The sequence below is a fragment of the Hydrogenophaga sp. genome, assembly GCF_041913525.1.
Taxonomy (GTDB): Bacteria; Pseudomonadota; Gammaproteobacteria; order Burkholderiales; family Burkholderiaceae_C; genus Hydrogenophaga.
On sequence record NZ_JAYSFD010000015.1, the window covers coordinates 26,143 to 39,201 of the forward strand.

Here is a 13,059-nt window from a genome sequence, read left to right on the forward strand (position 1 = left end):
GCGGTTTGCTTTTGGATACGCAGCGGACGCAGCCCTTGGGCTGCGTCGGCTTTTTTTGGAGACGCTTCATGTCCACCTTCCCCATCACCAAGCGCGGCGCGGACCTGCTCAAGGCCGAGCTGCACAAGCTCAAGACCGTGGACCGTCCCACGGTGATCCAGGCCATTGCCGATGCGCGGGCTCAGGGTGACTTGAGCGAGAACGCCGACTACGACGCCGCCAAGGAGCGCCAGGGTTTCATCGAAGGCCGCATCGCCGAGATTGAGGGCAAGCTCTCGGCCGCGCAGGTGATCGACCCGGCATCGCTGGACGCCGGTGGTCGCGTGGTGTTCGGCGCCACGGTTGACCTGGAAGACGAAGAAAGCGGTAACCCCGTCACCTATCAGATCGTGGGTGAGGACGAGGCCGACCTGAAGCTGGGCTTGATCAACATCAGCAGCCCCATTGCCCGCGCGCTGATCGGCAAGGAAGAGGGCGACACCGCCGAGGTGCAGGCACCGGGCGGCACACGGCGGTACGAGATCGTGGCCGTTCGCTACCAGTGAGGCCTGCCATGCGACGGGTGGCCCTTTTTCTGGCGGCGCTCTGGTGGGGGGGCATCACCGCGCTGAGCTTCCTGGCCGTGCCTGCGCTGTTCGCCAAGCTGGGCGCACCCGTGGCGGGGCCGGCCGCGGCCCATCTGTTTTCCCTGCAGTGCTGGGCCGGTCTGGTAATCGGCCTGGGCTTGCTGGTGCTGTTGCGCCGCGAGCGCGCGGCCGCCCAGTTTCCCTTGCCGGGCGAGGCGATCGATCCGGTGCAACTGGCTAACATGCAGCGCGTGCTGGGCACCATGGGTTTTGTGCTGGCCGCCATGCTGCTGGCCTTGGTGCAAGAGTTTGGCGTGGCGCAGAAGATCGTCACGGCGCGCGCCAGTGGCGGCAACCTGCGCCTGTGGCACAGCGTGGGCAGCGCGATGGTGCTGGGGCAGTGGCTGTGCGCGGGCGCCATTCTGTGGCGCTTGTCTTCGCCGAGGAAGACCTGAGCGGCTTTCCCGCCCCATGAAAAACGCCGGCCTGTGAGCCGGCGTTTTTCATGGGGTGGATGGGGTTCAGGCGCCCTGGGCGGCGCGCTCTGCCGATTCCAGGGTGTTGACCATCAGCATGGTGATCGTCATGGGGCCCACGCCGCCTGGCACCGGGGTGATGTGGCCCGCCACTTCTTTCACGCCGGCAAAGTCCACGTCACCGCAGAGCTTGCCTTCGTCGTTGCGGTTCATGCCCACGTCGATCACCACGGCGCCTGGCTTGACCATGTCGGCGGTGAGCACGTTGCGCTTGCCCACGGCGGCCACGATCACATCGGCCTGCAGGGTCTGTGCCTTGAGGTCTTTGGTGGCGCTGTGGCAAATGGTGACGGTGGCGTTCTTCTGCAGCAGCATGAGGGCCATGGGCTTGCCCACGATGTTGCTGCGGCCGATGACCACAGCGTGCTTGCCGCGCAGGTCGTAGCCGATGCTCTCCAGCATCTTCATGCACCCATAGGGCGTGCAGGGCCAGAAGCCGGGCATGCCGGTCATCAGGGCACCGGCGCTGGCGATGTGAAAGCCGTCCACGTCCTTGGCGGGCGAGATGGCCTCAATCACTTTTTGCGCGTCGATGTGCGCAGGCAGGGGCAGCTGCACCAGGATGCCGTGGATGCTGGGGTCTTGGTTCAGGGCGTCCACGCGCGCCAGCAATTCGGCTTCGCTCATGGAGGCGTCGTACTTCTCCAGCACCGAGTGCATGCCGGTGTCTTGGCAGGCCTTGACCTTGTTGCGCACATAGACCTGGCTGGCGGGGTTGTCGCCCACCAGCACCACGGCCAAGCCCGGCGTGACGCCACGGGCCTTGAGGGCTTGCACGCGTTGGCTGACCTCGGCGCGGAGTTGTTGGGAAAGGGCGTTGCCGTCGATGAGTTGGGCGGTCATGGCGTTGGGGCGTCAGAGAGAGAAAACGAAACGCCCGCCGGGTGGCGGGCGTTGGGGGTGGGGCTGGGCCTCAGGCCTTCGCGGCCGTCTGCCCAAGGGCAATCTTCAACAGATCGGCCACGGTGTTGGCGCCCAGCTTCTCCATGATGTTGGCGCGATGCGCCTCCACGGTCTTGATGCTGATGCCCAGGTCGTCGGCGATCTGCTTGTTCAGGCGACCGGCCACGATGCGCTCCAGCACCTGGGCCTCGCGGCCGGTGAGCTTGGACAGCAGGGCGTCGCGGCTGGCGGCTTGCTGGTGGGTGGCAAAAGCCTCACGGGCGCGTTCGAGCATGCGCTCGACCAGTGCCACGAGCTGGTCTTCCTTGAAGGGTTTCTGGATGAAGTCCAGGGCACCTTTTTTCATGGACTCCACCGCCATGGGCACGTCGCCGTGGCCGGTGATGAAGACGATGGGCAGTGGGGAATTGCGCTCTAGCAGGCGCTCTTGCAATTCCATGCCGCTCATGCCGCCCATGCGGATGTCGGCAATGAGGCAGGCCACTTCGCGGGCGTCGTAGCGGCTGAGGAAGGCTTCGGCCGATTCAAAGCAGCGCACGCGGAAGTCTTTGCCCTCGAGCAGCCACTGCAGGGAGTCGCGCACGGCTTCGTCGTCATCGACGACATACACGGTGCCTTTCTTGGGGATCAAGCTCATCATGCTCCTTCGTTGTCCGTCGGCGTCACGGCGGGCGTCGGTGTGGCGTTGGCCGTGCCGGGGTGTTGCAGCCGGGAGGTGGCGGGGATCCAGAAGCTGAAGCAGCAGCCCACCACCTGCGCGCCATTGTAGAGGTTCTCCACGTGCATTCGGCCGTGGTGAGACTCGACGATGCTGCGGCACAGCTTCAGGCCGATGCCCATGCCTTCGCTCTTGGTGCTGTAGAACGCTTCGTAGATGCGCTCAATCATTTCCGGGGGCACGCCGTTGCCCGAATCGCGCACGGCAAACTCCACGCCTTCCTGGTCGTCCTCGCGCTTGGGGCCTACGCGCAGTTCCACCTGGCGCTCACCCACGGGGCGGTCGGCTTGAACGATGGCCTCGCCGGCGTTCTTGATCAGGTTGATGAGCACTTGCTCGATCAGGATGGGGTCCACCATCAGCAGCGGCAGGCGGGCGGCCACGTAAGAGTTCAGCCGCACCTGGTGGCGGCGCAGCTCGATGTCGGCCAGCTCCAGTGCGTTGCTCACCATCTGCGGCACTTCCGACAGCGTGGGGTTGGGTTCGCTGCGCTTCACGAAGGCGCGGATGCGCTGGATGATCTGGCCCGCCCGCTGGGCTTGCCGGGCGGTCTTTTCCAGCGCGGCCAGCATCTCGTCGGTGGTGATGCGCTGGTCTTGAATGCGCGAGATCATGCCGTTGCAATAGTTGCTGATGGCGGTGAGCGGCTGGTTCAGTTCGTGCGCCACGCTGGACGCCATTTCACCCATGGTGATCAGGCGGCTGGCGGTCTGGGCGCGCTCGGCCTGGCGCGCGGCCTGTTCTTCGGCCTGGCGGCGCGGCGTGATGTCGCTGGCGATCACCATTTGCGCCAGCCGGCCGTCCACCCAGGTGAGGTAGCGGGTGCGCACCTCCAGCCAGCGGCCAAGCTCGTCCACAAATACCTCGGCGTTCTCCGCGCCGGCGTCGGTGAGGGGTTCGGTGGGCATGCCGGCAAACGAATCCACCGCGTCGCCCTCGTCGGAGTTGGGCTGGGGCTGGTGGCTGGCCAGGTCAACCAGGCGTCGGTGGCCCTGGCCGCGGGTGCCGAACCACAGGCGGTACATCTTGTTGGCGAACAGCATTTCGTCGCTGCCCAGCGGGGCCACCGACACGGCGGAGTCCAGCGACTCCAGCACCGTGGTGAAGCGCTCATACGAGGCCGACAGCTCTTCGCGGATGCGCTTGGGCTCGGTGATGTCGGTCATCGAGGTCATCCAGCCGGTTTGCTGTCCTTTCGGGTCGATCAGGGGCGAGACGTACATGCGCGCGTCGAAGATGGACCCGTTGCGCCGGCGCACGCGCACCTCGAAGCCGCCAGGCGTTGACTGGCCACTGAGTTCGTCTTTCAGGCGGGCCGTCAGGGTCTCCTGGTCTTCTTCGGGCCAGTAAGGAAAGGGGGCGGTGCGGCCCACCAGCTCGGCCTCGGTCCAGCCGGTCATGGAGCAAAAGGCCGGGTTCACGTAGGTGATGCGGCCCTGCATGTCCAGCGCGCGCATGCCGGTGAGCATGGAGTTTTCCATGGCCCGGCGGAAGTTGGTCTCGGCCACCAGGGCTTGCTGGGCCTGTACGCGCTTGCGGGTGTGGCGCCAGGTGCCCAGCAGCATCCACACGGTGAGGGCCGAGAGCGCACCGATCACCCAGAAGAAGCCGGTGCCCACGATGTCTTGCGAGGTGCGGTAGCCCTGGGCCTTGAGGAGCAGGCCATTGCCCACTGGCGACACGGGCACCTCGTGCTCCATGGGCGGGTTGGACCAGGGCAGCAGGCGCCAGACAGACGTGGGCGTTTGCAGGTTGCCGGCCAGCACCTTGCCACTGTCGTCCAGCAGGGCCACGGCGTAGCGGGCCATGATCTCCGGTGGCATGCCAAAGCGCATGAGCCCGTCTACCGTGTATTCGCCCATCACCGTGCCATTGAAGCGGCCTTGTTCGGTCAGCGGCACTTGCAGCATGAGCGTGGCGTTGCGCGGGTTGTCTCCCATGGGGCGCGAGTACACCGGCTGGCGCAGTTCGCGCGCCAGCTCGAACGAGCCATCGGTCTCGCTGACCCCAATCGTGCTGCCGACCGGGCGGTACAGGCGTGACGGGGCGCTGGGCGAGGTGTAGGTGGCCTGCACTTCGCGGCGGCTGTCCATCCAGGTGATGGCCTGCAACTCGGGGAACTGGCTCACCAGGGTCTCGGCCTGGAAGGTGAATTCATCTGCGTGGATTTCGCGGTTGTCCAACTCTCGCGCCAGGCGCATGAGTTGTTCCTGGCGCTCCAGCAGGCGCAGGCGCAGGCGCTGCTGGGCGTACTCCACGTCGCGGGTGACGGCCTCTTGTTCGCGGTCGAGCTCTTCGTAGCGCAGGTAGGCAATGGCCACCACGATGGCGCTCAAAAACAGCAACACCGACAGCAGCGGTGCGAAGGTGGCAAAGCGGTCTTGCCTGGCCGGTGGCAGGCGGCGCCACCAGCGCTTCCACCAGTGGGAAGACACGGGTGCGGCGGGGGCAGGAGAGGGGGAGGGAACAGGCTCGGCTGACATGCTGGGGGGAGTCTACGTGAGCTTGTCAATCCGCTCACGACCGGTCGTTAAATTCTGCAATATGAAATCAGTAACCAGATATTGAAACGCCATCCGATCTGTGGAAGAATTCGCGCGCCAGCAGGGGAGTACCCTGCACCTTCGACTTGACGCAACAGGAGACACGCATGTCAGCGACCGACCCTCAGAACGGCCGTGGTGCCGGGGATGTGGATGCCCAGGAAACCCGGGAATGGATGGAGGCGCTGGCCGCCGTCATCGAGCGAGAGGGTGCGGAACGCGCCCATTTCCTGCTGGAGCAGTTGCTGGAAGAGGCCCGTCAACACAGCATTGACATGCCGTTCTCGGCCACCACGGGCTACGTGAACACCATCGAGCCCGACAAAGAGGCCCGCTGCCCCGGCAACATCGAAATTGAAGAGCGCCTGCGCGCCTACATGCGCTGGAACGCCATGGCCATGGTGGTCAAGGCCAACCGCCACAACCCCGAAGACGGTGGTGACCTGGGCGGCCACATCGGCTCGTTTGCCTCGCTGGCCCACATGTTCGGCGCCGGCTTCAACCATTTCTGGCACGCCGAGAGCGAGAACCACGGTGGCGATTGCATTTACATCCAGGGCCACGTGTCGCCCGGTGTGTATGCCCGTGCCTACCTGGAAGGCCGCCTGACCGAAGAGCAGCTATTGAACTTCCGCCAGGAAGTGGACGGCAAGGGCCTCTCCAGCTATCCGCACCCCAAGCTGATGCCCGAGTTCTGGCAGTTCCCCACGGTGTCGATGGGCCTGGGCCCGCTGATGGCGATCTACCAGGCGCGTTTCCTGAAGTACCTGCACGCCCGCGGCATCGCCAACACCGAGAACCGCAAGGTGTGGGTGTTCTGCGGCGACGGCGAGATGGACGAGCCCGAGAGCCTGGGCGCCATCGGCCTGGCCGCGCGCGAGGGCCTGGACAACCTGATCTTCGTGGTGAACTGCAACCTGCAGCGCCTGGACGGCCCGGTGCGCGGCAACGGCAAGATCGTGCAGGAACTCGAAGGCGAGTTCCGTGGCGCGGGTTGGAACGTCATCAAGCTGCTGTGGGGCAGCAACTGGGACCCGCTGCTGGCGCGCGACAAGGACGGCGCCCTGCGCAAGATCATGATGGAGACGCTGGACGGCGACTACCAGGCCTTCAAGGCCAACGACGGTGCCTACGTGCGCAAGCACTTCTTCGGCCGTGACCCGAAGGCGCTGGAGCTGGTGGCCCACATGAGCGACGACGACATCTGGAACCTCAAGCGCGGTGGCCACGACCCGCAGAAGGTGTACGCCGCCTACCACCAGGCCGTCAACCACAAGGGCCAGCCCACCGTGCTGCTGATCAAGACCGTGAAGGGTTTTGGCATGGGCAAGGCCGGTGAGGGCAAGAACACCGTTCACCAGACCAAGAAGCTGACCGACGAAGACATCAAGTACATCCGCGATCGCTTCAACATCCCCATCCCCGACAGCGAGCTGCCGAAGATCCCGTTCTACAAGCCGGCCGACGACACGCCGGAGATGCAGTACCTGCACGAGCGCCGCAAGGCCCTGGGCGGCTACCTGCCGCACCGCCGCACCAAGGCCGACGAGAGCTTCACCGTGCCCTCGCTGGAAACCTTCAAGGCCGTGCTGGAGCCCACCGCCGAAGGCCGTGAGATCTCCACCACCCAGGCCTATGTGCGCTTCCTCACCCAGCTGCTGCGCGACCAGGCCTTGGGCCCGCGCGTGGTGCCCATCCTGGTGGACGAGGCCCGCACCTTCGGCATGGAAGGTCTGTTCCGCCAAGTGGGCATCTACAACCCGCATGGTCAGCAGTACACCCCGGTCGATAAAGACCAGGTGATGTACTACAAGGAAGATAAGGCCGGCCAGATCCTGCAAGAGGGCATCAACGAAGCCGGCGGCATGAGCAGCTGGATCGCCGCGGCCACGAGCTACAGCACCTCGAACCGGATCATGATTCCGTTCTACGTGTACTACTCGATGTTCGGCTTCCAGCGCATCGGTGACCTGGCCTGGGCCGCTGGCGACATGCAAGCGCGCGGCTTCCTGCTGGGCGGCACCTCGGGTCGCACCACGCTCAACGGCGAGGGCCTGCAGCACGAAGACGGCCACAGCCACATCCTGGCTGGCACCATCCCCAACTGCGTCAGCTACGACCCGACCTTCGCGCACGAAGTGGCGGTGATCCTGCACCACGGCTTGAAGCGCATGGTGGAGAAGCAGGAAAACGTCTTCTACTACCTGACCCTGCTCAACGAAAACTACGCCATGCCTGGCCTGAAGCCCGGCACGGAAGAGCAGATCATCAAGGGCATGTACCTCTGCAAAGAGGGCGCCAAGCTCACGCCGCGCGTGCAGCTGCTGGGCTCGGGCACCATCCTGCGCGAGAGCATTGCCGCGCAGGAACTGCTCGAGAAAGACTGGGGCGTGGCCGCCAACGTGTGGAGCTGCCCCAGCTTCAACGAGCTGGCCCGCGATGGCCAGGACGTGGAGCGCTGGAACCTGCTGCACCCGCTGGAGACCCCGCGCGTGTCCTTCGTGTCGCAACAGCTGGCCTCGCACGCCGGCCCGGTGGTGGCGTCTACCGACTACATGAAGAACTACGCCGAGCAGATTCGTCCGTACCTGCCCAAGGGCCGCACCTACAAGGTGCTGGGCACCGACGGCTTTGGCCGCAGCGACTTCCGCAGCAAGCTGCGTGAGCACTTCGAGATCAACCGCCACTACATCGTGGTCGCCGCGCTGCGCGCGCTGGCCGATGAGGGCTCGGTGCCCATGACCAAGGTGGCCGAGGCGATCCAGAAGTACGGCATCGACGCCGACAAGACCAACCCGCTGTACGCCTGATAAGGGGAGAGACCAACATGGCATTGATCGAAGTGAAGGTCCCCGATATCGGTGACTTCGACGAAGTGGCGGTGATCGAGGTGCTGGTGAAGCCCGGCGACACGGTGAAGGCCGAGCAGTCGCTCATCACCGTGGAATCGGACAAGGCGTCGATGGAGATTCCCTCGTCCCACGCGGGCGTGGTGAAGGAACTGCGCGTGGCCCTGGGCGACAAGGTGAAGGAAGGCTCGGTGGTGCTGGTGGTGGACGCCGCTGGCGAAGCCGCCGCGCCGGCACCCGCTCCTGTTGCTGCGCCCGCCGCCGCCCCGATGGCCGTCGCGCCTGCTCCCGCCCCGGTGGCGGCCCCCGCGGCCGCCGGCCCGGTGGAGGTGCGCGTGCCCGACATTGGCGACTTCAAGGACGTGGCCGTGATCGAGGTGCTGGTGAAGCCGGGCGACGCGATCGCGGTGGAGCAGTCGCTCATCACCGTCGAGTCGGACAAGGCCTCGATGGAGATCCCTTCGTCGGCCGCCGGCGTGCTCAAGGAACTGAAGGTCAAGGTGGGCGACAAGGTCAACATCGGTGACCTGCTGGCCGTGCTGGAAGGCGTTGCAACGGCGGCCGCATCGGCACCCGCAGCGCCGGCCCCCGCGCCCGCGCCGGTGGCCCAGGCCGCCGCCGTGGCACCGGCCGCTGCCACCGTGGCGGTGGCCGCCGCCCCCGCCCACAACCCCACCTCCACCCCGGCGCTGGGTCTGCCCCACGCCTCCCCCTCGGTGCGCAAGTTCGCCCGCGAACTGGGCGTGCCGCTGGCCGAGGTGAAGGGCTCGGGGCAGAAGGGCCGCATCACGGCCGAAGACGTGCAAGCCTTCACCCGCTCGGTCATGAGTGGTGCGGTGCAGACCCTGGCCCAGGCGGCCAAGGCGCCGGCTGCTGCTGCGGGCTCTGGCGTGGGCCTGGAGCTGCTGCCCTGGCCCAAGGTGGACTTCGCCAAGTTCGGCCCCATCGAGCGCAAGGAGATGAGCCGCATCAAGAAGATCAGCGGCGCCAACCTCACGCGCAACGCCGTGGTGATCCCGGCCGTCACCAACTTTGACGACGCCGACATCACCGAACTCGAAGCCTTCCGCGTGTCCACCAACAAGGAAAACGAGAAGAACGGCATCAAGGTCACCATGCTGGCCTTCCTGATCAAGGCCTGCGTGGCCGCGCTCAAGAAGTTCCCCGAGTTCAACAGCAGCCTCGACGGCGACGCGCTCATCTACAAGCAGTACTGGCACATTGGCTTCGCGGCCGACACGCCCAACGGCCTGGTGGTGCCCGTGATCAAAGACGCCGACAAGAAGGGCGTGCTGCAGATCAGCCAGGAGATGGCCGAACTCGCCAAGAAAGCCCGCGACGGCAAGCTCAGCCCGGCCGACATGAGCGGGGCCACCTTCACCATCTCCAGCCTGGGGGGCATCGGTGGGCGCTACTTCACGCCCATCATCAACGCGCCCGAGGTCGCCATCCTGGGCGTGTGCAAGAGCCAGACCGAACCCGTGTGGGACGGCAAACAATTCGTGCCGCGCCTGATGCTGCCGCTCTCGCTCACCTGGGACCACCGCGTCATCGACGGCGCTGCCGCGGCGCGCTTCAACGCCTACCTCGGCCAGATCCTGGCCGACTTCCGCCGCGTGCTGCTCTAAGAAGGGAACCCGAACATGGCACTCATGGACATCCAGGTTCCCGACATTGGCGACTTCGACGAAGTCGCCGTGATCGAGCTGCTGGTCAAGGAAGGCGACACGGTCAAGGCCGAGCAAAGCCTCATCACGGTGGAATCCGACAAAGCCTCGATGGAAATCCCCTCGTCGCACGCCGGCGTGGTGAAGGCACTGAAGGTCAAGCTCGGCGACAAGGTCAAGCAAGGCTCGGTGGTGCTCACGCTGGAGGTGGCCGGCGCTGAAGCAGCGCCCGCCGCTGCACCGGCTCCCGCCGCCGCCGCACCGGCTCCCGCGGCCGCCGCGCCAGTGTTGGCCCCCACCGCCGCCAGCTACAACGGCGCAGCCGACCTCGACTGCGACGTGCTCGTGCTCGGTGGCGGCCCTGGTGGTTACTCGGCCGCCTTCCGCGCGGCCGACCTCGGCCTGAAGGTGGTGCTGGTTGAGCGCTACGCCACCCTGGGCGGCGTGTGCCTGAACGTGGGCTGCATCCCCTCCAAGGCCCTGCTGCACGTGGCCGCGGTGATGGACGAGGTCAGCCACATGGCCGCGCTCGGCGTGGACTTTGGCGCGCCCAGCGTCAACGTGGACAAGCTGCGCGGCCACAAAGAGAAAGTCATCGGCAAGCTCACCGGCGGCCTGGCCGCCATGGCCAAGATGCGCAAGGTCACCGTGGTGCGCGGCTACGGCAGCTTCGCCGGCCCCAACCACCTGACCGTGGAAGAGACCACCGGCACCGGGCAAGAGAAGACCGGCACCCAGAAAGTGGTGGCCTTCAAGCGCGCCATCATCGCCGCCGGCTCGCAAGCCGTGCGACTGCCCTTCCTGCCCGAAGACCCGCGCATCGTGGACAGCACCGGCGCGCTGGCGCTTCCTGTCAATGATGGAGGTGTGCCCAAGAAGATGCTCATCATCGGCGGCGGCATCATCGGCCTGGAGATGGGCACCGTCTACAGCACCCTGGGCGCGCGCCTGGACGTGGTGGAGATGATGGACGGCCTCATGCAGGGCGCCGACCGCGACCTGGTCAAGGTCTGGCAGAAGATGAACCAGCACCGCTTCGACAACATCATGTTGAAGACCAAGACGGTGGGGGCACAAGCCACGCCCGAGGGCATCAAGGTGCAGTTCGAGGGGCTGGACGGCACCAAGAGCGAAGGCACCTACGACCTGGTGCTGCAGGCCGTGGGCCGCACGCCCAACGGCAAGAAGATCGCCGCCGACAAGGCCGGCGTGGCGGTGAGCGAGCGCGGCTTCATCGACGTGGACATCCAGATGCGCACCAACGTGCCGCACATCTTCGCCATTGGCGACGTGGTGGGCCAGCCCATGCTGGCGCACAAGGCGGTGCACGAGGCGCACGTGGCGGCCGAGGTGATTGCCGGGGAACTGCAGGGCAACAAAGAACTGGCGGCTGCGGCCTTCAACGCCCGCGTCATCCCCAGCGTGGCCTACACCGACCCCGAGGTGGCCTGGGTGGGCCTGACCGAAGACCAGGCCAAGGCGCAAGGCATCAAGGTCAAGAAGGGCCTGTTCCCGTGGACGGCCTCGGGCCGTGCCATTGCCAACGGGCGCGACGAGGGCGTGACCAAGCTGCTGTTCGATGACTCGCCCGAGGCGCACGGCCACGGCAAGATCCTGGGCGGTGGCATCGTGGGCACGCACGCGGGCGACATGATTGGCGAGATCGCGCTCGCCATCGAGATGGGCGCCGACGCGGTGGACATCGGCAAGACCATCCACCCGCACCCCACGCTGGGCGAGAGCATCGGCATGGCGGCGGAGGTGGCGCACGGCAGCTGCACCGACGTGCCGCCGCAGAAGAAGTAAAGCGGTTCTGCCACTCACGAACAAAAGCCCGGGTCGGCAACGGCCCGGGCTTTTTGTCGAGTGGGCCCGTCTCAGGCCGCCGGTGGGCGCAGACGCGCCACGCCGCTGGCTTGCAGGGCGTGGGCGGTGCGCAGTGCCAGGTCTTCGCGCCACGGCGCAGCGATGAGCTGCACGCCGATGGGCAGGCCGTCGCTGCCCGCAGGCCACAGGGGCGCGGCCACCACGGGGCAGCCCGAGAGCGAAATGGGTTGCGTGAGTACGCCGATGGAGGCGCGGCAGGGCAGGCGCTGGCCATTGATGTCGATCCACTCTGTGCCGATGGCAGGTGCCGACAAGGGCGTGGCGGGGGCGAGCAACACGTCCCAATCGTGGAAAAGGGCATTGACGCGCTTGCGGTGCAGGTGGCGAAAGCGCTGTGCCCGCAGGTACCAGGCGGCGGGTTGCAGAGCGCCAGCGATGAAGCGGTCCACCGAAAGCGGCTCCAGCGCCTCGGGGCAGCGGCGCAGCAGCGGCAGGTGACGGCTGCCGCCTTCGCTGGCGCTGATGACGAAGGCCGCAGCGCGTGCCTGCGCGGCGTCTGGCCACAGCACCTCGTCGCGCGCGCCCAGCGCGGTGGCGGCGGCCTCTACGGCCGCGCGCGCCGCCGGGCCGGCCTGCTCGTGGAAATAGCCACCCAGCACGCCAATTCGAAGGCCTTGTGTTCCCAGGTGCAGCCCTTCGGTGGTGGGGTCAATGCCCAGCGCGTGGCAGCCCGGGTCTTGTGGGTCGGGGCCTTGCAGGGCGTCGTAAGTGAGGGCGAGTCCGGTAACGTCATTGGCCAGCGGGCCCAGGTGGTCGAGGCTGTCCACGAAGGGGTAGCAGCCCCGGCGCGAAAGCCGCCCGAGGGTGGGCTTTAGGCCCCACACCCCGCAGAAGGACGCCGGCACGCGGATTGAGCCATTGGTGTCGGAGCCCAGCGTGAGCGGCACTTGCGCGGCGGCCACGGCCGCGCCGCTACCGCCGGATGATCCACCGGCCGTGTGGCCAGCGCGGTGAGGGTTGTGGGTGGCGCCGTGGTGGTGGTTTTCGGTGGTGAAGCCGTAGGCGAACTCGTCCATGTTGAGCGAGCCCAGCAGCACCGCATCGGCCGCCAGCAGACGCTCCACCAGCACGGCGTGCCGGTTGGCGGGGGGATGGTCGCGCAGGACGGCCGAGCCGGCCATGGTGACGTCACCAGCGACGTCAAACAGGTTCTTCACAGCGAACGGCACGCCAGCCAGGGAGCCCAGCGCTTCGCCACGCTGGCGCCGGGCGTCGATGGCAGTGGCCTGCTGGCGGGCTTGGGCGAAGCGCCGGCTGGTGAAAGCATTGATGGCGGGATCGGTCGCCTCGATGCGGGCGATGTGTTCTTCCAGCACCTGAACCGCGCTGCGCTGGCCGCTGGCCACGGCCTGCGCAATTTGGTGGACAGTGAGGCCGATGGACATGCTGG

9 protein-coding genes are annotated in these 13,059 nt (G+C 66.6%); 5 read left to right on the forward strand and 4 right to left on the reverse strand.

Features of this window, described 5'->3' with window-relative positions; translation table 11 throughout:
- Positions 1–68: 68 nt before the first annotated feature.
- Both greA and ACE3RQ_RS15985 read left to right on the forward strand, forming a co-directional pair.
- Positions 69–545 (forward strand): transcription elongation factor GreA, encoded by a 477-nt coding sequence (gene greA, locus ACE3RQ_RS15980; protein ID WP_374523051.1) that lies wholly within the window; start codon positions 69–71, stop codon positions 543–545.
- A gap of 8 nt (positions 546–553) precedes the next feature.
- A complete protein-coding gene (locus ACE3RQ_RS15985) occupies positions 554–1,021 on the forward strand; it encodes a DUF4149 domain-containing protein (protein ID WP_374523052.1) in 468 nt (155 codons plus the stop codon).
- Between the two features lie 66 nt (positions 1,022–1,087).
- On the opposite strand, the gene folD is transcribed toward ACE3RQ_RS15985, so the two are convergent.
- From folD to ACE3RQ_RS16000, 3 genes are all read right to left on the reverse strand, one after another.
- Complete coding sequence (folD, locus tag ACE3RQ_RS15990; RefSeq protein WP_374523053.1) at positions 1,088–1,945, reverse strand: bifunctional methylenetetrahydrofolate dehydrogenase/methenyltetrahydrofolate cyclohydrolase FolD; 858 nt, start codon at positions 1,943–1,945, stop codon at positions 1,088–1,090.
- A 70-nt stretch (positions 1,946–2,015) separates the two neighbouring features.
- Positions 2,016–2,642: a response regulator transcription factor gene (locus ACE3RQ_RS15995; RefSeq protein WP_374523054.1), complete on the reverse strand. Its 627-nt coding sequence runs from the start codon at positions 2,640–2,642 to the stop codon at positions 2,016–2,018.
- Entirely contained in the window at positions 2,642–5,206 is a 2,565-nt protein-coding gene (locus ACE3RQ_RS16000) for a PAS domain S-box protein (RefSeq protein WP_374523055.1), read from the reverse strand. Before ACE3RQ_RS16000 ends, ACE3RQ_RS15995 begins: the two co-directional genes overlap by 1 nt.
- Positions 5,207–5,373: 167 nt before the next feature.
- Here ACE3RQ_RS16000 and aceE point away from each other — a divergent pair, with 167 nt between their 5' ends.
- From aceE to lpdA, 3 genes are read left to right on the forward strand one after another with little or no spacing between them, the layout of a single operon-like run.
- A complete protein-coding gene (gene aceE / locus ACE3RQ_RS16005) occupies positions 5,374–8,076 on the forward strand; it encodes a pyruvate dehydrogenase (acetyl-transferring), homodimeric type (RefSeq protein ID WP_374523056.1) in 2,703 nt (900 codons plus the stop codon).
- A 17-nt stretch (positions 8,077–8,093) separates the two neighbouring features.
- Positions 8,094–9,743 carry a dihydrolipoyllysine-residue acetyltransferase gene (aceF, locus tag ACE3RQ_RS16010; protein WP_374523057.1) on the forward strand — a complete coding sequence of 550 codons (1,650 nt, stop codon included), beginning with the start codon at positions 8,094–8,096 and terminating at the stop codon, positions 9,741–9,743.
- Positions 9,744–9,758: 15 nt separating this feature from the next.
- Positions 9,759–11,588 carry a dihydrolipoyl dehydrogenase gene (gene lpdA, locus ACE3RQ_RS16015; protein ID WP_374523058.1) on the forward strand — a complete coding sequence of 610 codons (1,830 nt, stop codon included), beginning with the start codon at positions 9,759–9,761 and terminating at the stop codon, positions 11,586–11,588.
- Positions 11,589–11,659: 71 nt separating this feature from the next.
- On the opposite strand, the gene ACE3RQ_RS16020 is transcribed toward lpdA, so the two are convergent.
- Positions 11,660–13,054 carry an AtzE family amidohydrolase gene (locus tag ACE3RQ_RS16020; RefSeq protein ID WP_374523059.1) on the reverse strand — a complete coding sequence of 465 codons (1,395 nt, stop codon included), beginning with the start codon at positions 13,052–13,054 and terminating at the stop codon, positions 11,660–11,662.
- Positions 13,055–13,059: the final 5 nt, after the last annotated feature.